The sequence below is a fragment of the Jannaschia helgolandensis genome, assembly GCF_900109285.1.
GTDB classification, from domain to species: domain Bacteria; phylum Pseudomonadota; class Alphaproteobacteria; order Rhodobacterales; family Rhodobacteraceae; genus Jannaschia; species Jannaschia helgolandensis.
Window position 1 is genome coordinate 80,278 of sequence record NZ_FNZQ01000004.1, and the last position, 24,391, is coordinate 104,668.

A 24,391-nucleotide genomic window follows, 5' to 3' on the forward strand; every position below is an offset into this window, starting at 1 on the left:
CCGCTTGACGGCGACGTCAGGCCTGACCATCACGCCGCATATGCCCACCGGAATCCTACATATCGACCTCGAAGCCATCGCCGCCAACTGGCGCGCGCTGGATGCCCTGTCGTCCTACGATTGCGAAACGGCGGCAACCGTCAAGGCGGATGCCTATGGCCTTGGCGTCACGCAGGTCGCGCCCCGTCTGTTCGCGGAAGGCTGCCGCGCGTTCTTCGTGGCCACAGCTGATGAGGGGCTGGAACTGCGCCGTGCGTTGGGACCGGAGCCGCGGATCTATGCGTATTACGGCCATATGACCGGAGATACGGCGACCTTGGCGCGCGCTGACGTTGTGCCGCTGATCTGTTCGCTGGAGCAGTTGATGCGCCATCTGGAGGCGTTGCCGCGTCATCCCTTCGGGCTGCAACTTGATACGGGCATGAACCGTCTGGGCCTGAAGATGGAGGAATGGGCGGCCGTCGCCGAACTTGCGCTGCGGGCCGAACCGGTTCTGGTGACAACGCATCTGGCCTCGTCCGACGTGCCGGATGCGGCACAGAACACCGATCAGCTGGCCCGGTTTCACGAAATGACCGATGGCATTTCGGTGCCGCGCAGTCTTGCGGCGACAGGTGGCATCCTGCTGGGCGGTGAGTATCATTTCGACATGACACGACCGGGCATCGGCCTGTTCGGCGGCCTGCCCTTCGCCAAGGCGGACCCGGTGGTCGCACTGGATCTGCCGGTCATATCCTGCTTCGACATCGCTGCGGGCGAGGCGGTGGGATACAGCGCGACCTGGACCGCGCGCGCACCTTCGCGCATTGCGACGGTCGGTGGAGGCTATGCCGACGGGTTGCTGCGCAGCCTGTCACAGGGGATGGAGGTGATGGTCGGCCCGGTGCCCTGTAATGTCGTGGGGCGTGTGTCGATGGATCTGCTGACCGTGGATATCAGTCATCTGGACCGCGACCCCGAGTCGGTTCGCGTTCTGGACGCGCACCGGGGCGTCGACACCTTGGCCGCCTCGGCGGGAACGATCGGCTATGAAGTGCTGACGTCGATGGGGCGGCGATACAAGCGCCAGTATCGCGGCGGCCAGTAACGCGGCAGATTGTCCTGATCTGGGCAAAGGTGGCGGCAATGCGATGCCGGTTTGCTACAATCCTGTAACAGTCCACGCGAAAGGCTCCGCCAGACGGAACTTTTCAAGAATTGATTGCATTTGTAGCGTAAGTGTCTGCTATAGTTTGAATCGAGCAGCCAAAAACCCGATCATCACCGCCAAACAAGGGTTCGGCTACATGAACAACATATCGCCTCCGGTCGCCGTCGCGACAAGCTTTCTGCAGCAGGTGAGCACTTTCTTGCTTGTCCTTATCGCCCTGAGCCTGACGGGCCTCACAGTCGCTTCACTCATGGGGCTTCTTCCCTGGCTCGACCTGCCGCTGGCCATTGGCGAGACCGAAGTGGCGCAGGCCGGGATGATCGCGCAAATCGGCCTGACGGTGCTGGTACTGTTGCTGGTCGGTTTCCTGCCCGCCAATTCCCGCGTCCGCCGTCTGGAAGTCACGAACCGTGATTTTCACCTTTCTATGGACGACGTTACGCAGGCCTATGCCATGGTTCATGCAGCCGACCGCGAAGGCACATTCCAGTTGAGCCGCGAATTCGATGCCATGCGCGACCGGATCGAATGGATGCGCGCGCATCCGGATCTGGCGGGGATGGAGCATGATGTCCTTGAGGTCGCGGCCCAGATGTCCGTCGAGAGCCGCGAACTGGCCGAAGTCTATTCCGACGAAAAGGTCGACCGCGCCCGCAGCTTCCTGCGTCAGCGCCAGAAAGAAGTCGAGGATTACCGGCAGCGTATCTCGATGGCGCAGGCAACCGTGCAGGAGATCAAGCGCTGGATGCAGGCCGTGTCGGTCGAGGAGGGTCTGGCCGAGAAACAGCTGGAGCGTCTGCAGATGGATCTGGCCGAGGTGACTGATGCACTGAAACTGACCGGCCATGACAGGCCGAAGAATGTCGTGGGCCTGTCCCGGCGCGATGGCATGGGCGACAAGATGGCGGCCCCGGCGGAATAGGCCCGCCATGCCGAAACGAAAAAGGGACGCGCCTGTGACGGGCGCGTCCCTTTTCTGTTCAGTGGCTTATGATCAGAACTTCATGTTCAAAGTCAGACCTGCGGCAACGTCCTTGGTGCCGGTGCCCAGACCGCCGACCGACATCGAGGTCCGCAGGTTCAGGCGTTGCGTGATGGCGGCGTTTACACCCAGTTCGATCCGACCCGCGAAACCGGTGTCGTCGTCGAAGCCCGCGACCAGATCGGTATCGCCGTTGCTGTAGTCGTAGTCGGCGTGCAGGCCTACAAAGGCGGTGCCCGAGTCGAAAGCCGTGCTCAGACGTGCACCCACCGACGCGCGACCGAAACTGGTGGTGTCTTTCCCGGTCCCAGCCAGTGTTCCGCCGGTGCCCTCGGACTCCTCCTCGCCATACGACAGCGATGCCATCGGCGACAGGGTCTGGCCAGTCGACAGCGCCATGTCATAGGCCCCCGAGACCGTGGCGGCGATCAGCGTCGTGTCCGCCTGCCCGGTGCCGCCCAGCGACACCTGTTCGAAATCGCCGCGTCCGTAGATCAGCGAGGCTTCAGCGCGCATCGGGCCGCTGACATAGGCCGCGTAGGGTTGCAGGAACGTCAGATCGCCCGACAGGTCGAACCCGCCCGCGTCGGAGTTCACCTGATCCCGGCCCAGCGACAGGCCAAGGGCGAGGTTCGGCGTCACATGCACATCACCACCCAGCTGGAAGCCGGTGGCGGTCTGGCGAAGATCGTTGCCGTTGACGACAAAGCCCGTGAACTCGACCCAGGTGTTGACGCCTTTGGACTTGGTGCCGCGGGTCGAGGCAGTGGTGTTGGTGCCAAGCGACAGCCCGCTCTGCGCCTGCGTGGCGGCCACGCCCCCGGCTTGTGCGACAAGGCCACGCGTGACGGCTGCGGTGCCTTGGGAAAGGGCGGAGAGCTGGGTGGTGGCGGCGGGGCCTTTTGGGGGTGGTGGTGGTGTGTAACAACTGTTTTCAAAGTCGCAGGCCCATGCAGCGCTACCCAACATTGTCGTCGCCACCAGGACCGTTGCACCCGTGATACCGGAAAAAATCGTTCTGCTCATATTTTACACTTTCTTGTCATAGCCCGTACCAAGCCGTTGTCGTGCAGCCGCTCTGACATGAACGTCACGAAGCTGCGAGTGACGCGCGGTGCCCCTAGGTCAATTATTGGATTCGCGTGGCGAAATCGTCACGGACAATGGCAGAAAGATGACGCGCCGACTTCCCACCCCGTCCCTACTTGCGCCCACCCCGCGCATGGACCAAAAGGCGAACATGGCCAAACCCGTCACCCAGTTCGCCTGCACCGATTGCGGCGCCATTCATAAAAAATGGATCGGGCGCTGCGACGGGTGTGGCGCGTGGAACACCATTCAGGAAGAAGTCCCGCTAAGCCACGGGCCGTCGAAGAAATCGCTCGGCACGGCCAAGGGCAAGCGCATGGCGCTGACCGACCTGTCGTCCGAAGAATCGCCGCCGCCGCGCACCCTGTCGGGCATGGGCGAGCTGGACCGTGTGCTGGGCGGGGGACTGGTGCCTGCCTCCGCGACGCTGGTGGGCGGCGATCCGGGGATCGGCAAGTCGACCCTGCTGTTGCAGGCCGCTGCCGCCTTCGCGAATGCCGGTCACAGCGTCGTATATGTGTCGGGCGAGGAGGCGACCGCGCAGGTGCGGATGCGCGCGCAGCGGTTGGGGCTGGCCGACAGCACCGTCAGGCTGGCGTCCGAGACCAATCTGCGCGACATCCTGACCACGCTGGAAGCGGAGAAACCCGACCTCTGCATTATCGATTCGATACAGACGATGTGGGCGGACACTGTGGATTCGGCACCGGGATCGGTTTCTCAGGTCCGCGCCTGCGCGCATGAGCTGACCAGTTTCGCCAAACGGTTCGGCACATCGGTCATTCTGGTCGGCCATGTTACAAAGGACGGTCAGATCGCAGGACCGCGCGTGGTCGAGCATATGGTCGACACGGTGCTGTATTTCGAAGGCGAGCGCGGGCACCAGTTCCGTATCCTGCGCGCCGTCAAGAACCGCTTCGGCCCCGCCGACGAGATCGGCGTATTCGAGATGACGGGCATGGGTCTGGCCGAAGTCGCCAACCCCTCGGCCCTGTTTCTGGGCGACCGGGATGCCCCCGCGCCAGGGTCTGTCGTATTCGCGGGCATCGAAGGCACGCGACCGGTTCTGGTGGAGATTCAGGCGCTTGTCGCCCCCTCACAGTTGAGTCAGCCGCGCCGCGCCGTGGTCGGATGGGATGGCAGCCGCCTGTCGATGGTTCTGGCCGTGCTGGAGGCGCGGACCGGGATAAGCTTCCAGGGTCTCGACGTTTACCTGAATGTGGCGGGCGGAATTCGTATTTCGGAACCTGCCGCCGACCTTGCCGTGGCCTGCGCGTTGCTGTCCTCGCGGGAGGACGCAGCGATCCCCCCGGAAACCGTCGTTTTTGGCGAGTTGTCGCTCTCCGGCGCCCTGCGTCCGGTGACGCAGGCGGAAAATCGGTTGAAAGAGGCGGCTAAACTTGGTTTTACCGCCGCCATGGCACCCAAAGGGTGCAAGACGGGGAATGCATCGGGAATATCGGTGCGCCTTTTGCCGGACCTGATCACCCTTGTGGGTGACGTGTTCGGTGCGGGATAAGCGCCTCAAGCGGGCGACACGAGGGGAAGCATGGACGGATTTACCATCGTGGACGGCGCGGTCGCGGCCGTCATCCTGATCTCTGCGATCCTTGCCTATTCCCGCGGACTGGTGCGTGAAACGATGGCCATCGTCGGCTGGATCGCGGCCGGTTTCCTGGCGTTCACCTTCGCCGGGGCGGCGGAACCGCTGGTCCGCGAGATTCCCTACGTTGGCGAAATGCTTGGCGACAATTGCGAACTGGCCATTCTGTCGGCTTTCGCGCTGGTCTTCATACTGGCGCTGGTGCTGACGAGTTTCTTCACACCGCTTCTGTCGGGGGCGATCCGTCATTCCGCCTTCGGTCCGTCCGATCGGGGCCTGGGCTTCCTGTTCGGTGTGCTGCGCGGCGTTCTGCTGGTGGCGGTGGGCTTCGTCGTCTATGACCGCGTGACCGTCAGCGAGGGCGTGCCCATGGTCGAGAACAGCCGCTCCGCCGTCGTGTTCAGCCGTGCCAAGACGGGCATCGAACAGCAGATCCCCGAAGATGCGCCGGGTTGGATCCTGACCCGCTATGAATCGCTGGTCGGCGAATGCGGCGCGCCCACCCAGTCGGTCGAGGCAGCAGCGGCGGTCAACTGACACGACGATCCGGCCTCAAGATGTGAAGGCCGGGTGACATCGCCGCGCGACGGGCTTATGTGACGCGCATTCGCATCGACCCATGCAGGATTCGTTCCCGATGACCGACTGGCGCAGCACTCCTTTCGACGACGACAAGCTCAAGGAAGAATGCGGCGTGTTCGGCGTCGTCGGTGTAAGTTCCGCCGCGAATTTCACTGCACTCGGGTTGCACGCATTGCAGCACCGGGGCCAGGAGGCAGGCGGCATCGTCGTGCACGACCCCGAACAGGGGTTCAACTCGGTCCGCCGCTTTGGCTATGTGCGCGATACCTTCACACAACAGGACGTGATGGACACCCTGCCCGGCCCCATCGGCATCGGGCATGTGCGGTATTCCACCTCCGGGTCCAAGGGCGCGACAGCGATTCGCGACGTGCAGCCGTTCTTCGGCGAATTCGCGATGGGCGGGGCTGCGATCGCGCATAACGGCAACATCACCAATGCCGCCAGCCTGCGCCGAGAGTTGATCGAACGCGGATCGATCTTCCAGTCCAGCAGCGATTCCGAGTGCATCATCCACCTGATGGCCCGGTCGCTGCAGCGCAACATCCCCGAGCGGATGAAGGATGCGCTGCGCCGGGTCGAGGGCGCGTTTTCCATCGTCGCCATGACGCGCACAAAACTGATCGGCGTGCGCGATCCGCTGGGCGTGCGCCCCCTGATGCTGGGGCAAGTGGGCGATGGCTGGGTTCTGGCGTCGGAGACTTGCGCACTGGATATCATCGGCGCGGAATTCCTTCGCGAGGTGGAGCCGGGCGAAATGGTCGTCATCACCGCCGATGGCGTGACGTCGCACCGCCCGTTCGAGCAGAAGAAATCGCGGTTCTGCATATTCGAGCATGTCTATTTCAGCCGCCCCGACAGCATTCTGGGCGGCCAGTCGGTCTATTCCACCCGCGAAGCCATCGGACGCGAACTGGCCAAGGAGGCCCCGGTAGACGCCGATATGGTCTGCCCCGTCCCGGATTCGGGCACACCAGCGGCGATCGGATATTCGCTGGAATCGGGCATCCCCTATGCGATGGGCATCATCCGCAACCAGTACATGGGCCGGACGTTCATCGAACCCAGCGAGTCGATCCGGAACATGGGCGTGCGTCTGAAACTGAACGTGAACCGGGCGCTGGTGCGGGGCAAGCGCATCATCCTGGTGGACGACAGCGTTGTGCGGGGCACGACCAGCCGTAAGATCAAGGAAATGATACTGGATGCCGGCGCGGCGGAGGTTCACTTCCGCATCGCTTCGCCGCCGACGGCCTGGCCCTGTTTTTATGGCGTCGACACGCCGCAGCGCGAAAAGCTGCTGGCCGCGACCATGACCGCCGAGGAAATGCGCACCCATCTGGGCGTCGACAGCCTCAAGTTCATTTCGCTCGACGGGTTGTACCGCGCGGTCGGGGAAAAGAACGGGCGCGATCCGGCCAGCCCGCAATATTGCGACGCCTGTTTCTCGGGCGATTATCCGGTCGAGCCGTCCGATCAGGTCCAGAACGGATTTCAATTGAAGGCTGCCGAATAAGACGTATGACGTGGCAAAACTTGTGTCGTGCGCTCATTTGGCAGACACAGGCGTCCATGACAGTCCGATTGCGACCTCACCACGTTCTTTGCTCCCTTGGATTCGAGGGCAAAGGCTATGACAGCGCCTTCATCGCAAATATGGCGAACATCGTCTTTGGCCAGCTCATGGCACCGGGGGGAGAGAAGGCCCAGGTTCACATCACGCTGGAGGCCGATTCGTTTTGCGCGCCCTGCCCCCACCGGATCGGTCTGGGATGCGCGTCGCAGCATGATATCGCCCGATTGGACGCGGCCCATGCCCAGGCGCTGAACCTGAGGGCGGGCGACACATTGTCGTGGGGCGAATGCGTCGAACGGGTCCGGGCGCGCATCACGCCCGATGACCTCGATGATATCTGCGTGGGCTGCCAGTGGCTGCCGTTGGGTATGTGCAAAACAGCCGTCGCCGGATTGCTGGCCCAGACGTAAAACGCCGCCCCGAACGGGACGGCGCATGACCTTGCGGTCCGGTTTTGCAGGCGGATCAGCCGTTGCGGCGCAGCGCGGCAAAGCCCCCCGACACCAGCAGCGCGGCCAGCACCGCCTTGACCGCATCGCCCAGCAGGAACTTGGCGGCAAAGGCATCGAACAGCGCCGGGAAGGCAAGATCGCTGCCCCAGACCTGAACACCGACCAGTTCGGCCAGGCCCATCGGCCAGGCCAGACCGGGAATATACAGAAGCGCGGAGGCCAGCAGGCCGATCCCCGCCATCGCGGCCAGACCGCGTTCACTGGCCAGACCGGCAAGGAATGCCATGCCGATGAAGCCGATCAGGAAGCCCGCTGTCGGACCGAAGAAGGCCGCGCCGTTCATGGCATTGGCGAAGACCGGTGCGCCGAGCGCGCCTTCCAGCAGCCAAGCAAGGACCGTCAGCGCGCCCAGACGGGCGCCATAGGCGAAGCCGATCGACAGGACGGCAAAGGTCGTCATCGTCATCGGAACCGGGTAGAACGGAACCGCCACCTGACTAGCCAGCGCCAGAACGACCGTCCCGCCCAGCACGAGGGCTGCCTGCTTCATCACGGTCATGCGGCCAAGGGCCGTTGCGGTCAGTGTCATGTCGTTCTCCAATCGGATGCCTGCTGTCGTGTATCTTTTCCGCGCCCGCCGCGCGGGTGTCAACTTGAACCCGCGCAAAGGACTGCCGACTTGATCCCGCACGCGGGACATGGCACCGGAGCGGTCATGAGTGATTACCCCCCCCTTGCGCTTGTCACGGGCGCCTCTCGCGGCCTTGGCGCGGCCATCGCCGAACATCTGGCCGCGCGGGGCTGCCACGTCGTCGCCGTCGCCCGCACCCAAGGCGCGCTGGAAGAGCTGGACGACCGCATTCAGGCGGCGGGTGGCGCGACCACGCTGGCCCCGATGGATGTGACGAAGGCGGATGCGATGCAGCATCTGTGCCGCGGCATCCACGACCGCTGGGGCGCTTTGCCGCTGTGGGTGCATACCGCTGTCCACGTGCCTCCGCTGTCGCCCGCCGACATGGCCGACGAAAGGGACTTCGCCAAATCGCTGGCCACCAATGTGACGGCTTTGCAGCGGCTGATCCCATATGTGTCGCCGCTGTTGCAGGCCGCGGCGCGCGACAGGGGGAAGGCGCGCGCGGTGTTCTTCGACGATGATCGCCCGGTCAAGTTCGCCGGGGCCTATCTGGCGACCAAGGCCGCGCAGCGTGCCCTGATCGCTGCATGGCAGGCGGAGGCGACAACCGAAGCCGCACCCGATGTGCATCTGATGACGCCCCGCCCGATGCCGACCGCCGTCCGCGCCCGGTTCCATCCCGGCGAGGACCGCGCGGCCCTGAGCGATACCCGGTCCGAGGCGGCGCGGCTGATGGGCGAGATCGGGCTTTAGTCCGGCACAAGGCCCCGCCTGCGCCTAGCCTGCCGCGCGCGCCCTGGTCCTGGCGGCCAGATCTTCGGCCTTGTCCGCCAGCGCGTTCAGGCGGGCCAGCGCGGCATCGGGCACGATCTCCTTGACGACTTCGACGGTCTTCGGCGCGGCGGCCTGGCGGGCCTGCATTTCGTCCAGAAGCTGGGTCTGCTGGGCCAGCCGCCGGTCCAGCGCGCGCAATTCCTCCTCGGCCGAGATCGACTTGTCGGCCAGCATCAGCCCGGCCATCAGCAGCATCCGGTCCTGTGTCAGACGATTGCCCGTGGACGCCAGCACCTTTGCCTCGCGGTCCAGCAGTTCGGCAGCGGCCGACAGGTAACCCTCCTCGCCGTCCTGACAGGCGACGGCAAAGCTGCGCTCGCCAATTACGATGGTCATATCAGGCATTCGACGTCTCCAGCATGGGTTCCAGTTCGGCCAGAAGGGCCTTCATCTCGGCAAGATCCTGCGCGCGGGCGGTGCGCAATTCCGCGATTTCGGTCTCAAGCGCGGCGGTGTTGTCCGAAGGTGCAGAGGACGCGGCTTCGACCGACCGGTCTTCGGCGGTCCTGGCGCGGGTCAGCGCGGTGTCCAGCGCCGCCTCCCGATCGCGGTCCAACTGTTCCAGCGTGGCGATCTTCTGATGTGCCTGCGCCAACTCGTCCTCAAGCCGCTTCACGTCCGCACCCTTGTCAGCAACCGCCTCCGCCTGCTCCAGCGCGTCGACCGCGACGGTCAGTGCCGCCTCCAGTCGCGCCAGTGCGCTGTCCATATCCGCCTGTTCTGCCATGTCCTGATCCCCAAAATACGTCTTTGCGCCCAAGGGACCGCAAATGCGCGCCCATGTCAAAGGCCGGACGTCCCGTCCTTGCACGCGGGCGACAGCCTGCTAGGAACATGACAAAGCCACAGAAGCCAAATCCGAGAGACCCAAGCCATGACCGATCAGCACCCCGACCTCGACGCCCTGCGCGCCGCGAACCCCGATCACTGGCGCCGGGCCACTGCGATCCGAGCCCTGACGCTGGACGCCGTCGCCGCCGCGAATTCGGGCCACTCTGGCATGCCGATGGGCATGGCGGACGTAGCTACGGTGCTGTTCGAGAAGCATCTGAAGTTCGATGCCAGCCGTCCCGAGTGGCCAGACCGCGACAGGTTCGTCCTGTCTGTCGGACACGGGTCGATGCTGTTGTATTCGCTGCTGCATCTGACCGGCTACCCGGAGATGACGCTGGACCAGATCCGCAACTTCCGCCAGCTGGGTTCGATCACTGCAGGTCATCCCGAATATGGTCATGCGCCGGGGATCGAGGTCACGACCGGGCCGTTGGGTCAGGGCATCGCCAACAGCGTCGGAATGGCCATCGCCGAGGAAATCCTGCGCGAGCGCTATGGCCGCAAGATCGTCGACCACTACACCTGGGTCATGGCCGGTGACGGCTGCCTGATGGAGGGTGTCAGCCAGGAAGCCATCACGCTGGCAGGACATCTGGAATTGTCGCATCTGATCGTGATGTGGGATGACAACGGCATCACCATCGACGGCAAGGTGTCCCTGTCCGACAGCACCGACCAGAAGCAGCGATTCAAGGCCGCGAACTGGGATGTGATCGAAGTCGACGGCCATGATCCGGTCGCCATCGACGCCGCCCTGACAGATGCCAAGAAGGGCAAGAAGCCCACGATGGTGGCCTGCAAGACGCATATCGCCCTCGGCTCCTCGGCGCAGGATACGTCGAAAGGCCACGGCGCGCTGACCGATGAAAAGGTGATTGCGGATACCAAGCGGGCCTATGGCTGGGATCAGGCGCCGTTCGAGATACCTGCCGATCTGAAGGCCGAATGGGAGGCCATCGGCGCCCGCGGGTCCGAGGCGCGGGCCGAATGGGAAGTGCGCTTCGCCGATCTGGGTCAGGGCAAACGCGGCGAGTTCGAGCGGACGTTGCGCGGCGATCCGGCCCGCAAGCTCTCGGCCACGATCAAGGCGATGAAGCGCCAGTTGGCCGAAAGCCAGCCCAAGGTCGCGACCCGCAAATCGTCGGAAATGGTGCTGGAGGTGGTGAACCCGATCATGCAGGAAACCGTCGGCGGATCGGCGGACCTGACCGGATCGAACAACACGCTGACCGAAGGCATGGGCATCTTTTCGGCCGAGAACCGCGCGGGCCGCTACATCTACTATGGCATCCGGGAACACGGCATGGCCGCCGCGCTCAACGGCTTGGCACTGCATGGTGGCATCCGGCCCTATGGCGGGACCTTCTTCTGCTTCACCGACTATGCCCGTCCTGCGATGCGCCTTTCGGCCCTGATGGGCGTGCCGGTCACTTACGTCATGACCCACGACAGCATCGGTCTGGGCGAGGACGGCCCGACTCACCAGCCGGTCGAGCATCTGGCGATCTGCCGCGCGACGCCCAACACCAACGTCTTCCGTCCCTGTGACACGGTAGAGACAGCAGAAGCCTGGGAACTGGCGTTGACCTCGGCACGCACACCATCGGTTCTGGCGCTGACGCGACAGGGAGTGCCGACGCTTCGGACGACCTTCTCGAACAAGAACCTCGTGGCGCAGGGGGCCTATACATTGGCCGACACGACCGAAGGCAAACGTCTGGTCATCCTGATGGCCACCGGGTCCGAGGTCGAAATCGCGATGAAGGCCCGCGACATCCTGCAGGCCGACGGCATCGGCACGCGCGTGGTTTCCATGCCATGCTGGGAGTTGTTCGAGGCTCAGGACGAGCAGTATCGCAAGAAAATCCTGCCCCCCGGCCCCGTCCGCGTGGCAGTCGAGGCGGGCGCGCGCATGGGCTGGGACCGCTGGCTGTTCGGCGAGCGGGGCAAGCGCGACAAGGGCGCTTTCGTCGGAATGGAAGGCTTCGGCGCGTCGGCCCCGTCGGACGAGTTGTTCGAGCATTTCGGCATCACCGCTGAGGCCGTCGTCAAGGCCGCGCGCGCGATGTTGTGACCGACCGGCCGGTCGACCTGCTGTTTGAGCCACTCACCCTGCCCTGTGGCGCGGTGCTGGCCAACCGGCTGGTGAAGTCGGCAATGTCGGATTCGCTGGGCGACGGACGCGGAAACCCCGGCCCCGGACAGGCACGTCTGTATGAACGCTGGGCCGAGGGCGGGATCGCCGCCACCATCGTGGGCGAGGTCCAGGGCGACCCGTTTGCGGCGGAAAAGCCGGGCAACCTGGTGCTGGGGCCGCTGTCGGACCGCGCCGCCCTGACGGAGCTGACGCGGTGCGGATCGACGGGCGACACGATCATCTGGGCACAATTGGGTCACGCCGGCGCGATGACGCATCCGCCCATCGGCACGCCCAGGGGGCCCTCTGCGCTGGACATGCCCGGTCTGACCTGCGCCGCGCTGACCCGCGACGAGATCGCCGCGCTGCCCGCTACGTTCGCACGAACGGCGCGTATGGCTGTGGAGGTCGGGTTCGGTGGCGTTCAGGTTCACGCGGCGCATGGTTTCCTGCTGAGCCAGTTTCTGTCGCCTTTGTTCAACAAGCGCACCGATGCCTATGGTGGCAGTCTGTCCAACCGGATGCGCCTGACGCTGGAAGTGATCGCCGCCGTGCGCGATGCAGTCGGGCCATCTGTGCCGGTGGCAGTGAAGCTGAACGCGACGGACCAGCTTGAGGGCGGCTTTTCCGAGGACGAGGCGGTGCAGGTCGTCGCCGCGCTGGACGCGACATCGGTCGATCTGATCGACATCAGCGGCGGCACGTATTTTCCGGGCGCGGCCTCGGCGTCCGACGGGACGGCAAAGGGGGCCTATTTCCTGCCGTTTGCACACCGGGCGCGTGCGGTGACGTCCAAGCCGCTGATGCTGACCGGTGGGATCAAGACGCGGGCGCAGGCGGTCGAAGTTCTGGCGTCGGGCGCGGTCGATGTGATCGGTATGGCGCGCGCCATGGTGTTGGACCCGTCCCTGCCGCAGACATGGGCAACCGACGGTCCCGACCCAGCGTTTCCGCGTTTCGACTCTCCGCCCGAGGGTGGCATCACCGCATGGTACACGATGCGGTTGACTGCATTGTCGCGTGACGAATTTGGCCCTGCGCCCGAGGATTTGCCCGCGATGGTGGATGCCTATGAGACCCGTGACGCGGAGCGCGCCGTGCATTGGCGGCGGCAGTTCGGGTAGAGACGACGGCATCTGCGTCCCTTTTCCGCGCCATCGCCCAAGTGCCGCCATACTTGGACGGACATGATCGGCGCATGTCTTTCCACGATCCCCACCTTGTAAAAAGCCGTGTTGCCGTCTTCGTAGATGGCGACAACATAAGCGCGGCTTATGCCGACGAAATCATGGGCTGAAGAAATCGAGGCCAAAGTGATCGCGGTGATCAAGGAACACGCCCACCCGCAACGTGGCCTGCCGATTCAAGAGCTGGGAAATCACATGTCTCAAATCCACGCGCTCACCACGAAGAACATTCCCGAAAGCGGCTGGGCGAAATATGCAGAGCACCGGCCGCGATTATTTCGTCTTGAGAAGAAAGGCACCCAGCAAGTCGTGTACTATGTTGGCGCGCAGTAAGAGCCACCAACACCGCCTAATGCGCCTCGGCATCCTTCCCGCCCGGCAGCAAAGCAACCACCGGCATCAGCAACAGACCCAGAGCCAGCCCGACGATGCCGTCCAGCACTGCCGTCACCGTCCATTCGACAAAGCCCGCCGCCGCAGGTACCGCCTGCGCCGCCGCGCCCGCGATGCCCTTGATGGTTTCATAGGGAAGATACCAGACGATCTCTCTGATGGCGTGAACCACGATATTCCCCCCGACCCAGATCATCGCCGCCGTGCCGACGACCGTCAGTACCAGCAGGAACGTCGGCATCCCCTTGACCACGGCACGACCCATGGAGCGGGTGACGGAAAGCCGACCCCCTTCGGCCATGGCAAGGCCCATGTCGTCTGCTTTCACGATCAGGGCCACGGCCCCGTAGACGGCAAGGGTGATGACAAGTGCGGCCAGCGCCAGAATCGCCGCCTCCATCCAAGCGGACAGGCCGGGCTCGATATTGGACAGGATGATCGTCATGATTTCCGCCGACAGGATGAAGTCGGTCTTGATTGCGCCCTTGACGCGCTGTTCCTCCAGATGGGTGGCGTCGAGAGTGGTCGTTTCCGGGTCTATGTCGCTCAGATCATCTTTCGGGACCAGCCAGTGCCAGACTTTCTCGGCCCCTTCGAAACACAGATACAGCCCCCCCAGCAGCAACAGATACGGGATCGCCCAGGGCGCGAACCGCGACAGCAGCATCGCGATCGGCAAAAGGATCACCAGCTTGTTGAAAACGCTCGCGCGGGCGATCTTGAACACGATCGGCAATTCGCGCGCGGCCTGAAAGCCCTGAACATACTTCGGCGTGACGGCGGCATCGTCGATCACCGCGCCAGCAGCCTTGGTACCCGCTTTCGTCGCCTGGGCCGCGATGTCGTCGATGGAGGCCGATGCCACTTTGGCGATGGCCGCCACGTCGTCCAAAAGCGCGAGAAGTCCACTCATGTCGTTCGAATCCCTGTCGTGTCCGGATAACGATCTAGCGCATGCGGGCCGGGGTCAACGTGTCCCCCCGACCCGATGGCCTGGTCCGCGGGCGCAATCCGGGGCTTGCAAACGGCGACCGGCCTGCGATTGATCGGGCCATGAGCAATGCAACCGCCGCCGTCGTCGCCATTCTCCTCGTGTCTGTGATCGGGGCGGACTGGCTGTTCAACGATGCGCAGGGACTGAACTTCATGGGCCGACGCCTGATGGACCTGATCGAATACATCGCCTTCTGGCGGTAAGCCGCCCGCACCGGAGATCGCGCGCTGTTGCACCGAATGCCACCGCCATGATAGCGCCGGAGCCGTTAGCGGTCACGACAGGTTGCGGCCTGACGCCGACATCGGTTCTATGCGAGATGGCTGAGAATATTCCCCGGAGGTGACATCATGGTCAAAGTGGCAATCAACGGCTTCGGTCGGATCGGACGCAATGTCCTGCGTGGCATCATCGAGTCGGGGCGCACCGATATCGAGGTCATCGCGATCAACGACCTGGGCCCGGTCGAGACCAACGCCCATCTTCTGCAATACGACAGCGTGCATGGCCGTTTCCCGTCCGAGGTTACCACCGGCGACGACTGGATCGATGCGGGACGCGGCAGGATGCGCGTCACCGCCATTCGTAACCCCGCCGACCTGCCATGGTCGGACGTGGACATCGTGATGGAATGCACCGGTATCTTCACCAGCAAGGAAAAATGTCAGGCGCATCTGGACAACGGGTCCAAGCGGGTGCTGATTTCGGCCCCCGGTTCGGACGCCGACAAGACCATCGTCTATGGCGTCAACCACGACACGCTGACGGCGGACGACATCATCGTGTCGAACGCGTCCTGCACCACCAATTGCCTGTCGCCGGTGGCCTATGTCCTTGATGACGTCATTGGAATCGAGCGCGGCTTCATGACCACGATCCACAGCTATACCGGCGATCAGCCGACGCTGGATACCATGCACAAGGACCTGTATCGCGCCCGTGCCGCGGCGCTCAGCATGATCCCGACGTCGACCGGTGCCGCCAAGGCCGTCGGGCTGGTCCTGCCGCAGTTGAATGGCAAGCTGGACGGTGTGGCGATCCGGGTGCCCACGCCGAACGTGTCGGTTGTGGACCTGACGTTCACGGCATCGCGCGAGACCTCGGTCGAGGAGATCAACGAGGCGATCCGCAAGGCCGCGGACGGCAAGTTGAAGGGTATCCTCGGTTATACCGACAAGCCGCTGGTCAGCAGCGATTTCAACCACGACCCGCATTCGTCGATCTTCCACATGGATCAGACCAAGGTGATGGAGAAGGGCAAGATGTGCCGCATCCTGTCGTGGTATGATAACGAATGGGGCTTCTCGAACCGGATGGCGGATACCGCCGTCGCGATGGGCAAACTGATTTAGCGAGAGTCGCGAAGACGATACTCTCGTGGCGGCAAGGTGATGGTTTCCCATGGAAACCGTCACTGCCGCACAGAAGTTATCCAGGCACCAACACCCACAGTTATCCAGGCACCACCCCACTCTCACCTCAGCCGGAGTCCCCCATGACCTTCAAGACGCTCGACGACATGGACCTGGACGGAAAGATCGTGCTGACCCGCGTGGACATCAACGTGCCGGTCGAGGACGGGCGCGTGACCGACACCACCCGGATCGACCGCATCGTTCCGACCATCAAGGAGATCCTGTCCAAGGGTGGCACGCCGGTGATGCTGGCGCATTTCGGACGGCCCAAGGGCAAGCCGGTGCTTGAGATGTCGCTGCGTCAGGTCGTGCCCGCACTGGAGGCCGCGCTGGGCCGCGATGTGATCTTCGTGGAGCGCCCGGACCGCGCGACGCTGGAGGCGGCGGACGGCCCGGTCCTGATCGAGAACACGCGCTTTTCCCCGATGGAGGAGGCGAACGATCCGAAAATGGCGCAATTCCTTGCCTCGCTGGGCGATATTTACTGTAATGACGCATTTTCGGCGGCACATCGGGCGCATGCCTCGACCGAAGGCGTTGCGCGGCTTTTGCCGTCCTGCGCAGGTCGGTCGATGGAAGCGGAACTGACGGCGCTGGACGCGGCCCTCGGAACACCGAAACCGCCCGTTGCGGCGCTGGTCGGCGGGGCCAAGGTGTCGTCCAAGCTGGACCTGCTGGGCAACCTCGTGACCAAGGTGCAGCACCTGATCATCGGTGGCGGCATGGCAAATACATTTCTGGCCGCCCAAGGCGTGAACGTACAGAAATCGCTGTGCGAACATGACCTTCTGGACATCGCGCGCGGGATCGTGGCCAAGGCCGAAGCCGCCGGTTGCGCGATCCTGCTGCCGCGCGATGTGGTGGTGGCCGCAGAATTCCGTGCTGATCCGCCGACGCAGGTGGTCGCCGCCGATGCGGTGCCCGAGGGACATATGATCCTGGACGCGGGGCCGGATTCGGTCGCGCATATCAACACGCTGCTCGATGGGTGCGCCACACTGGTCTGGAACGGCCCGCTGGGCGCATTCGAGATGACGCCATTCGACGCGGCAACCGTCGCCGCCGCCCGCCATGCCGCCGAACTGACGCGCGCGGGCAAGCTGGTGTCGGTCGCGGGTGGGGGCGATACCGTCTCGGCCCTGAACCACGCCGGGGTCGCCGACGATTTCACTTATATCTCCACTGCCGGCGGCGCGTTTCTGGAATGGATGGAGGGCAAGGAATTGCCCGGTGTCGCCGCCTTGTCGGATTGACGCGCCTTCGAAGACTGTCCGAAGCCGCGATTGCCCGGCACGGGATCTTGCCTCTGGGCTGAGGATATTCAGCCAGCGAGGAGGCCTTCCATGAAGCACCTGTTGTTCTGCTCCGCCCTGCTTGCTCCCGCCACCCTGCCCGCGTCCGCGCAGGACAGGTCGCTCTGAAATCTGGTTCATCTGCAGCGGGTCTGCGTAGCCCTTCTGGAACGCGAGATGCCCTTTGCCACCCGACTGCGCCTTCAATCCGCCGCGCCTGACCCGAACGAGGCGGACCTGAGCGGCCCGCCCGCCGAACTGCGTCACCCTGCACGGGCGTATCTGCGCGGCGTCAACGCGCCCCGGTCGCTGGCCAATGCGCTGATCTATGCCAGTGTCGCGGCAGCCCGTGGCGACAGGCGAGTACCCGCCCTGCTGGACCGCATCGACCACACCCTTCCGAAGGACGGGGCGAAGGTCTGGCAACCTGTCGCGGATGACGTTGCCGGGCGGGCGACCGCCTTCTGGCTGACGCAGGGGGACCGTTAGCGCAACCAGTCACTTGCGGCAATCCGGAGGGCGGCTTACTGCCGGGGGACCATTCATTCGCACCCCCCCGGAGGCCCCCATGTTCGATCCAGATAAAGCCGCGAAAATCCGTGCCGGTCAGGGTTTCATCGCGGCGCTGGATCAATCGGGCGGGTCGACCCCAAAGGCACTGCGGCTCTATGGGGTGTCCGAGGATCGCTATGCCTCGGACGCCGAGATGTTCGACCTGATCCACAACATGCGTGAACGCATCGTCCGCGCGCCTGCTTTCACCGGCGACAAGGTGGTCGGCGCGATCCTGTTCGAACAGACGATGGACCGCGAGTTCGAAGGCCACCCCGCGCCTGTTTATCTGTGGGAACAGCGCGGCGTAGTGCCCTTCCTGAAGATCGACAAGGGACTGGAGGAGACGGCGAACGGCGTGAAGCTGATGAAGCCGATCCCTGGCCTGGATGCAACGCTGGAACGTGCACGCGCGGCAGGCATGTTCGGCACCAAGGAACGCTCGGTCATCGATGCCGCCGACGCGGCCGGGATCGAGGCCATCGTGGCCCAGCAGTTCGATGTCGGCCGTCAAGTTCTGGCGCATGACATGGTGCCTATCCTGGAGCCGGAAATCAGCATCGGCATGAACGACAAGGCCCGTGCCGAGACGATGCTGCGCGATGCCATTCTGCGGCATCTGGACGATCTGCCGGTGGGGCAGGAAATCATGCTGAAACTGACCCTGCCGGAAGAGGCGGGGCTTTACGCACCGCTGGTCGACCACCCGAAGGTCATGCGGGTCGTGGCCCTGTCGGGCGGCTATTCCCGCGACGAGGCGAATGCCCGTCTGGCGCGCAATCGGGGTGTTATCGCCAGTTTCAGCCGCGCCCTGACCGAAGGCCTGTCGGACGCCCAGGACGATGCGGAGTTCGAGGCCGCACTGGCCCGGACCATCGACAGCATTCAGGCGGCATCGGTCGCGGACTGACCGGGACGGACAACCGGACGGCAATATCGCCGCCCCGTGTCATTCCGGGCGTTCAGATCAGCAGGGAGCGCAGGCCTGTTCGGGCGGGTTCGCATCGTTGCAGGTGCAGCAGTCGGTCGATGCGGCCACATCCATCGTTCCGGTTACCAGCGGGATCGCCCCGTTGATGTCGGTGACACCGAAATGCAGCGGCCATGCGCCGATTTTTCCGCTGCCCACCATGTCCTTGAGCATCGGCAGTTTGTAGGCGTGTTCGACCATCACGGCGCGCGCCTCGTGCCCGTGGCTTACCTTGCGACCTTTGAGCCAGGCCTCGCTGGCCGTGATCTTGATAAATGTGCGGGACTTTTCGCGGTGATTGCGATCGTCGTCGTGCTGTCCTGGGATTTGGTGAAATCAGGCATCTAGACCCTCCTGAAATAGACTCTCCTGGAAAATGAATTCTCGATGGATTTTCCGCCCCGCAAATGGCCCGGCGCCCGGATCAATTCCGGTGCCCTTTCATACGACGGGTTCGGTCAGCGTCAGATATGGGATCGCTTACTCCGGATCGTGAGGCGGGGGATTCCCACCGGCGTCCAAATGTGCCATCCTGCCCGCGAGCGCCCGCGAGAGGTGCTGGAGCAGGTATAGACGCATGGCATCAAATCGCAGACGCGGAGGCTACAGCCTTATCATTCCGTTCTTGCTCATGGGGTTCGGGGGCTATTTCGTCTTTGCCGCCGTGCAGGGCGAATACGGGGTGTTCCGCCGTGTTGAACTGGAAGCGCAGCGCGAGGTGCTGCTGGCGGAACTGGCGCTGCTGGATAGCGAGACCGACAAGATGCGCGATCGCACGCGGCGGCTGTCGGATGACTACCTGGACCTCGACCTGCTGGACGAACGGGCGCGGATGATTCTGGGCATGGCCCGTTCCGACGAAATCATCGTCGAATAACCTTTATAAAAACGGATTCGCTGTCGAAGACATTTCGTTCGGCATGTGTTTGCCCTTTTCTGCCGGAACCCTATGCGTTAGCGATTGTTTAACATTGAACGATTCCTGTGTCCGGAGGAGACGCGCCCTATGGCCACCCGCAAGACCGCCGCGAAAGCGAAGCCGAATGTATCGAAGGAGGACCTCCTCCAATACTATCGAGACATGCTTCTGATCCGCCGTTTCGAAGAAAAGGCGGGGCAACTTTACGGGATGGGTCTGATCGGGGGCTTCTGTCACCTTTATATCGGTCAGGAAGCCGTGGTCGTCGGACTGGAAGCTGCGGCTAAGGAAGGTGACAAACGCGTCACCTCGTACCGCGATCACGGTCACATGCTGGCTTGTGGCATGGACCCCAAGGGCGTCATGGCCGAGTTGACGGGCCGCGAGGGGGGGTACTCCAAGGGCAAGGGCGGCTCGATGCACATGTTCTCCAAGGAGAAGCACTTCTACGGCGGTCACGGCATCGTCGCAGCACAGGTGCCGATCGGCGCGGGGCTGGCGTTTTCCGACAAGTATCGCGGCAATGACAACGTCACCTTCACCTATTTCGGCGACGGCGCAGCCAATCAAGGCCAGGTCTACGAATCCTACAACATGGCCGAGCTGTGGGATTTGCCGGTTATCTTCGTGATCGAAAACAACCAGTATGCCATGGGCACCTCGACCAAGCGGTCGACCAAATCGAATTCCTACTGGGAGCGGGGTGCAGCCTACGGCATCGAGGGCGAAGAGGTCGACGGCATGGACGTTCTGGCGGTCAAGGATGCCGGAATGCGGGCCGTTGAATACTGCCGCGCGGGCAAGGGTCCGTATATCCTCGAGGTCAAGACCTATCGCTATCGCGGGCATTCCATGTCGGACCCGGCAAAATACCGCACCCGCGACGAGGTTCAGAAGATGCGTGAAGAGCGCGACAGCATTGAACAGGTCCGTCAGTTACTTCTGACCGGCAAACACGCCAGCGAAGAAGATCTGAAAGCCATCGACAAGGAGATTAAAGACGTGGTCAACGCCTCGGCTGAATTCGCCAAGGAAAGCCCGGAGCCCGCGCTCGAAGAGCTGTGGACCGATATCTATGCCAAGGAAATTCCGCAGGAGGCCGTGTAATATGGCGACCGAAATCCTGATGCCCGCCCTGTCCCCCACCATGGAGGACGGCACCCTTGCCAAGTGGATGGTCAAGGAAGGCGATACCGTCAAATCCGGTGACATTCTGGCCGAGATCGAAACCGACAAGGCCACGATGGAATTCGAGGCGGTCGACGAAGGCACCATCGGCAAGATCATCGTCTCTGAAGGCACCGAAGGGGTGAAGGTGAATTCGCCCATAGCCGTTTTGCTTGAGGAAGGCGAAAGCGCGGACGACATCGACACCAAATCCGAAACCCCGAAGGCCGAAGCGGAGGTAAATGCCGAGGCTCCAGCTCCGAAGCCTGCCGCAGCTGCATCGGATGACACGCCCGCGCCGAAGTCCAATGCCTCGCCCGATTGGCCAGAAGGTACCGAGATGGTCACGATGACCGTCCGCGAAGCCATTCGCGAAGCCATGTCAGAAGAAATGCGCCGCGACGGTGACGTATTCCTGATGGGCGAAGAAGTCGCGGAATATCAGGGCGCGTACAAGATTTCGCAGGGCATGCTGGACGAATTCGGATCGAAGCGCGTCATCGACACGCCGATCACCGAACACGGGTTCACCGGCATCGCCGTCGGTGCTGCCTTTGGCGGGTTAAAGCCGATTGTCGAGTTCATGACGTTCAACTTCGCCATGCAAGCCATTGACCAGATTATCAACTCTGCTGCCAAAACGCTCTATATGTCGGGTGGACAGATGGGTGCGCCGATGGTGTTCCGCGGTCCCAACGGAGCAGCCGCGCGCGTCGGCGCGCAGCACAGTCAGGATTATGCGGCGTGGTATGCTTCGGTCCCCGGCCTGAAGGTCGTGATGCCGTATTCTGCAGCGGATGCGAAGGGTTTGATGAAAACGGCCATTCGCGATGCGAACCCGGTCATTTTCCTTGAAAACGAGATTCTGTACGGAAAGTCGTTCGAGGTGCCGAAACTGGATGATTTCACCGTTCCGTTCGGCAAGGCGAAGGTCTGGCGCGAAGGCAAGGACGTGACCATCGTCAGCTGGAGCATCGGCATGACCTATGCCTTGGCCGCAGCCGACAAGCTGGCCGAAGACGGAATCGAAGCGGAGGTCATCGACCTGCGGACCCTGCGCCCTGTTGACTACGACACGGTGTTGGCCTCGGTGATGAAAACCAACCGCTGCATTCTGGTCGAAGAAGGTTACCCGGTCGCCAGCTTCTCGGACCATATGGCCAGCACGATCATGCAGCGCGCCTTCGATTATCTGGACGCGCCCGTCATCACCTGCACCGGCAAGGACGTGCCGATGCCATATGCCGCGAACCTTGAGAAACTGGCGTTGGTCACCACCGACGAGGTCGTCGAGGCCGTCCGCAAAGTCACCTACCGCTAAGGGGAAACCGACATGGCTACCGAGATTCTGATGCCCGCCCTGTCCCCGACGATGGAGGAAGGCACGCTGGCGAAATGGCTGGTCAAGGAAGGAGATACGGTTTCATCCGGTGACTTGCTGGCCGAAATCGAGACCGACAAGGCGACGATGGAGTTTGAAGCCGTTGACGAAGGAGTGATCGGCAAGATTATCGTCGCCGAAGGCACCGAGGGCGTCAAAGTGAACTCTCCCATCGCGGTCTTGCTGGAGGAAGGCGAGGATGCGGCGGCTATCGATAGCGCCGCGTCATCTGCACCTGTGGCTTCGTCCGAGACGCCTGCGCCGGAGCCCGAAAAAGGCTATGGCCGCGAAGCCGCGCCGAAGTCGGACGATGATAGCGGCGCCAAGGTCGACGGCGAACAGGCCGAGTCTACCCCTGCCCGGACGGCCACATCCGGCGACCGGGTCTTCGCCACTCCCGTCGCCCGTCGCATCGCTAAGGACAAGGGCCTCGATCTGAGCCAAATTAAAGGTTCCGGCCCTCGTGGACGCATCGTGAAAATGGATGTCGAGACCGCAAAGCCTGGAGAGACAAAACCCGCCGCAACCGCCGCAGAGGCACCTAGGACCGCGACCGAAGGCCAAAAGCCGACCGCCCCAGCGGGCATGACCGCGGATCAGGTTGCCAAAATGTACGAAGACCGTGAGTTTGAGGAGGTCAAGCTGGACGGGATGCGCAAGACTATCGCCGCCCGTCTGACCGAAGCAAAGCAGACTATTCCGCATTTCTACCTGCGCCGTGACATCCAGCTGGATGCATTGCTCAAGTTCCGCAGCCAGCTCAACAAGCAGCTTGAGGGTCGCGGCGTGAAGCTGTCGGTAAACGATTTCATCATCAAGGCCAGTGCCCTGGCTCTACAACAGGTGCCCGATGCGAACGCTGTCTGGGCCGGTGACCGGATGCTGAAGCTCAAGCCGTCGGACGTAGCCGTGGCTGTGGCCATCGAAGGTGGATTGTTCACGCCGGTTCTGAAAGACGCGCATCTGAAGTCCCTCTCGGCGTTATCGGCCGAAATGAAAGATCTCGCGGCCCGCGCGCGCGACCGCAAGCTTGCACCTCATGAATATCAGGGCGGCAGCTTCGCTATCTCCAACCTGGGGATGTTCGGCATCACCAATTTCGATGCCGTCATCAACCCGCCGCATGGCTCCATTCTCGCCGTTGGCGCAGGCGTCAAACAGCCAGTGATCGGCGCCGATGGCGAAATCACCGCAGCGACTGTCATGTCGGTTACACTCAGCGTCGATCACCGGGTCATCGATGGTGCACTTGGTGCGAATTTTCTGAATGCGATTGCAGAAAATCTGGAAAATCCGATCACGATGCTTGCCTGATGCTCGCTACATTGGCGCAAACAAAAAGCCGCCCCCGAAGGGGCGGTTTTTCCGATTCAGAATGTTCTAGGTATTCAGACGTCCGGTGCCCTGATCCCAATCAGTTGATCCATCATCACCGACGGATGCGCGCACCCTGCCTCGCCAACGATGCGAGCAGGTACACCGGCCACAGTCGTTTTCGGCGGCACATCCTCCAGCACGACTGATCCTGCTGCGATCCTAGAGCATTGCCCGATTGTAATATTTCCAAGAACTTTCGCGCCTGCACCTATCAAAACGCCATCACCGATCTTGGGATGCCGGTCATCGTCTTCCTTGCCGGTTCCACCAAGCGTAACAGAATGCAGCATCGACACGTTGTCACCCACCACAGCCGTCTCGCCGATGACGATCGAATGTGCATGATCGATCATGATGCCACGCCCAATGCGAGCGCCAGGATGAATATCCACGCCGAATAACTCGCTGACACGCATCTGAACGAAATACGAAAGATCCTTGCGCCCCTGCCGCCAAAGCCAGCTTCCGATCCGGCTGGCCTGTATTGCCTTGAAGCCTTTGAAAAACATCATCGGCTGAAGGAATCGATCACAGGCCGGATCGCGTTCGAACGTGGCCACGATGTCGGCGCGCGCGGCCGTCGCAATAGCCGGATCACTGGTCAACGCTTCATCGGCCAATCCGCGAAGGATCTGTTCGCTCATTTCGCCGGATGCGAGTTTCTGCGCGAAACGATAAGCCAAAGCCATCTCGATCGTCGGATGGTGCAGGATCGAAGAATGGATCAACCCCGCTAAGACAGGTTCGTCACGAATGGCATTCTGCGCTTCCTCTGTGATCCGATCCCAGACGGGATCGATCGCATGCACGTGTCTGTTCGCCAAGGTCATGTCGCCGCGCTCCGCGTTATTATCTATCTGATATAGGGTAA

Annotated in this window: 26 protein-coding genes; 19 read left to right on the top strand and 7 right to left on the bottom strand. The window is 62.9% G+C overall.

Annotation, left to right across the window (positions count from 1 at the left end):
* The first annotated feature begins 40 nt into the window (after positions 1–40).
* Both alr and BMY38_RS11185 read left to right on the top strand, forming a co-directional pair.
* Positions 41–1,087, top strand: coding sequence for an alanine racemase (alr, locus tag BMY38_RS11180; RefSeq protein WP_092763334.1), 1,047 nt, complete (start codon positions 41–43; stop codon positions 1,085–1,087).
* 199 nt (positions 1,088–1,286) lie between these two features.
* Positions 1,287–2,072: a hypothetical protein gene (locus BMY38_RS11185; protein WP_092762856.1), complete on the top strand. Its 786-nt coding sequence runs from the start codon at positions 1,287–1,289 to the stop codon at positions 2,070–2,072.
* A gap of 72 nt (positions 2,073–2,144) precedes the next feature.
* Here the strand turns inward: BMY38_RS11185 and BMY38_RS11190 are convergent, their stop codons facing one another.
* Positions 2,145–3,158 (bottom strand): autotransporter outer membrane beta-barrel domain-containing protein, encoded by a 1,014-nt coding sequence (locus tag BMY38_RS11190; RefSeq protein WP_092762858.1) that lies wholly within the window; start codon positions 3,156–3,158, stop codon positions 2,145–2,147.
* A gap of 214 nt (positions 3,159–3,372) precedes the next feature.
* On the opposite strand from BMY38_RS11190, the gene radA reads away from it, so the two are divergent.
* From radA to BMY38_RS11210, 4 genes are all read left to right on the top strand, one after another.
* A complete protein-coding gene (radA, locus tag BMY38_RS11195) occupies positions 3,373–4,740 on the top strand; it encodes a DNA repair protein RadA (protein WP_092763336.1) in 1,368 nt (455 codons plus the stop codon).
* Between the two features lie 30 nt (positions 4,741–4,770).
* Entirely contained in the window at positions 4,771–5,361 is a 591-nt protein-coding gene (locus tag BMY38_RS11200; protein WP_092762860.1) for a CvpA family protein, read from the top strand.
* 100 nt (positions 5,362–5,461) lie between these two features.
* Complete coding sequence (purF, locus tag BMY38_RS11205; protein ID WP_175495849.1) at positions 5,462–6,922, top strand: amidophosphoribosyltransferase; 1,461 nt, start codon at positions 5,462–5,464, stop codon at positions 6,920–6,922.
* A gap of 56 nt (positions 6,923–6,978) precedes the next feature.
* Positions 6,979–7,392, top strand: a complete 414-nt coding sequence (locus BMY38_RS11210) for a DUF1284 domain-containing protein (RefSeq protein WP_092763339.1) — start codon at positions 6,979–6,981, stop codon at positions 7,390–7,392.
* A gap of 55 nt (positions 7,393–7,447) precedes the next feature.
* On the opposite strand, the gene BMY38_RS11215 is transcribed toward BMY38_RS11210, so the two are convergent.
* Positions 7,448–8,023, bottom strand: coding sequence for a biotin transporter BioY (locus BMY38_RS11215; protein ID WP_092763341.1), 576 nt, complete (start codon positions 8,021–8,023; stop codon positions 7,448–7,450).
* A gap of 126 nt (positions 8,024–8,149) precedes the next feature.
* On the opposite strand from BMY38_RS11215, the gene BMY38_RS11220 reads away from it, so the two are divergent.
* On the top strand, positions 8,150–8,821 hold the full coding sequence (locus BMY38_RS11220) for an SDR family NAD(P)-dependent oxidoreductase (protein ID WP_092762864.1): 672 nt from the start codon (positions 8,150–8,152) through the stop codon (positions 8,819–8,821).
* 24 nt (positions 8,822–8,845) lie between these two features.
* Here the strand turns inward: BMY38_RS11220 and BMY38_RS11225 are convergent, their stop codons facing one another.
* Positions 8,846–9,247, bottom strand: a complete 402-nt coding sequence (locus BMY38_RS11225) for a cell division protein ZapA (RefSeq protein WP_092762866.1) — start codon at positions 9,245–9,247, stop codon at positions 8,846–8,848.
* Entirely contained in the window at positions 9,240–9,629 is a 390-nt protein-coding gene (locus tag BMY38_RS11230; protein WP_092762868.1) for a hypothetical protein, read from the bottom strand. Before BMY38_RS11230 ends, BMY38_RS11225 begins: the two co-directional genes overlap by 8 nt.
* A gap of 147 nt (positions 9,630–9,776) precedes the next feature.
* Between BMY38_RS11230 and tkt the strand changes: the two genes are divergently transcribed.
* From tkt to BMY38_RS11245, 3 genes are all read left to right on the top strand, one after another.
* A complete protein-coding gene (gene tkt, locus BMY38_RS11235; protein WP_092762870.1) occupies positions 9,777–11,810 on the top strand; it encodes a transketolase in 2,034 nt (677 codons plus the stop codon).
* The gene (locus BMY38_RS11240; protein WP_092762872.1) at positions 11,807–12,997 is read left to right on the top strand and encodes an NADH:flavin oxidoreductase/NADH oxidase family protein; all 1,191 of its coding nucleotides are present in this window, start codon (positions 11,807–11,809) and stop codon (positions 12,995–12,997) included. The genes tkt and BMY38_RS11240 overlap by 4 nt, the downstream gene beginning before the upstream one ends.
* 150 nt (positions 12,998–13,147) lie before the next feature.
* A complete protein-coding gene (locus BMY38_RS11245) occupies positions 13,148–13,393 on the top strand; it encodes a hypothetical protein (protein WP_092762874.1) in 246 nt (81 codons plus the stop codon).
* A 16-nt stretch (positions 13,394–13,409) separates the two neighbouring features.
* Here BMY38_RS11245 and BMY38_RS11250 read toward each other — a convergent pair whose 3' ends face one another.
* The gene (locus tag BMY38_RS11250; RefSeq protein ID WP_092762876.1) at positions 13,410–14,366 is read right to left on the bottom strand and encodes a DUF808 domain-containing protein; all 957 of its coding nucleotides are present in this window, start codon (positions 14,364–14,366) and stop codon (positions 13,410–13,412) included.
* Positions 14,367–14,506: 140 nt separating this feature from the next.
* Between BMY38_RS11250 and BMY38_RS18125 the strand changes: the two genes are divergently transcribed.
* From BMY38_RS18125 to BMY38_RS11275, 5 genes are all read left to right on the top strand, one after another.
* Positions 14,507–14,650, top strand: a complete 144-nt coding sequence (locus tag BMY38_RS18125; protein WP_175495850.1) for a hypothetical protein — start codon at positions 14,507–14,509, stop codon at positions 14,648–14,650.
* A 144-nt stretch (positions 14,651–14,794) separates the two neighbouring features.
* Entirely contained in the window at positions 14,795–15,799 is a 1,005-nt protein-coding gene (gap, locus tag BMY38_RS11260; protein WP_092762880.1) for a type I glyceraldehyde-3-phosphate dehydrogenase, read from the top strand.
* Between the two features lie 143 nt (positions 15,800–15,942).
* Entirely contained in the window at positions 15,943–17,115 is a 1,173-nt protein-coding gene (locus BMY38_RS11265; protein ID WP_092762882.1) for a phosphoglycerate kinase, read from the top strand.
* Positions 17,116–17,331: 216 nt separating this feature from the next.
* Complete coding sequence (locus BMY38_RS11270) at positions 17,332–17,643, top strand: hypothetical protein (protein ID WP_092762884.1); 312 nt, start codon at positions 17,332–17,334, stop codon at positions 17,641–17,643.
* Positions 17,644–17,722: 79 nt separating this feature from the next.
* Positions 17,723–18,616, top strand: coding sequence for a fructose bisphosphate aldolase (locus tag BMY38_RS11275; RefSeq protein ID WP_092762886.1), 894 nt, complete (start codon positions 17,723–17,725; stop codon positions 18,614–18,616).
* Positions 18,617–18,673: 57 nt separating this feature from the next.
* Here BMY38_RS11275 and BMY38_RS11280 read toward each other — a convergent pair whose 3' ends face one another.
* Positions 18,674–18,880, bottom strand: coding sequence for a hypothetical protein (locus tag BMY38_RS11280; protein WP_139204703.1), 207 nt, complete (start codon positions 18,878–18,880; stop codon positions 18,674–18,676).
* A 373-nt stretch (positions 18,881–19,253) separates the two neighbouring features.
* On the opposite strand from BMY38_RS11280, the gene BMY38_RS11285 reads away from it, so the two are divergent.
* The 4 genes from BMY38_RS11285 to BMY38_RS11300 all read left to right on the top strand — a co-directional run bounded on the left by BMY38_RS11285 (position 19,254) and on the right by BMY38_RS11300 (position 23,457).
* Complete coding sequence (locus BMY38_RS11285; RefSeq protein WP_092762890.1) at positions 19,254–19,553, top strand: FtsB family cell division protein; 300 nt, start codon at positions 19,254–19,256, stop codon at positions 19,551–19,553.
* Positions 19,554–19,682: 129 nt separating this feature from the next.
* Positions 19,683–20,702: a pyruvate dehydrogenase (acetyl-transferring) E1 component subunit alpha gene (gene pdhA / locus BMY38_RS11290; protein ID WP_092762892.1), complete on the top strand. Its 1,020-nt coding sequence runs from the start codon at positions 19,683–19,685 to the stop codon at positions 20,700–20,702.
* Between the two features lies 1 nt (position 20,703).
* A complete protein-coding gene (locus BMY38_RS11295) occupies positions 20,704–22,083 on the top strand; it encodes a pyruvate dehydrogenase complex E1 component subunit beta (protein WP_092762894.1) in 1,380 nt (459 codons plus the stop codon).
* Positions 22,084–22,095: 12 nt separating this feature from the next.
* Positions 22,096–23,457 carry a pyruvate dehydrogenase complex dihydrolipoamide acetyltransferase gene (locus tag BMY38_RS11300; protein WP_092762896.1) on the top strand — a complete coding sequence of 454 codons (1,362 nt, stop codon included), beginning with the start codon at positions 22,096–22,098 and terminating at the stop codon, positions 23,455–23,457.
* A gap of 74 nt (positions 23,458–23,531) precedes the next feature.
* On the opposite strand, the gene cysE is transcribed toward BMY38_RS11300, so the two are convergent.
* On the bottom strand, positions 23,532–24,350 hold the full coding sequence (cysE, locus tag BMY38_RS11305) for a serine O-acetyltransferase (protein ID WP_092762898.1): 819 nt from the start codon (positions 24,348–24,350) through the stop codon (positions 23,532–23,534).
* Between the last annotated feature and the right edge of the window lie 41 nt (positions 24,351–24,391).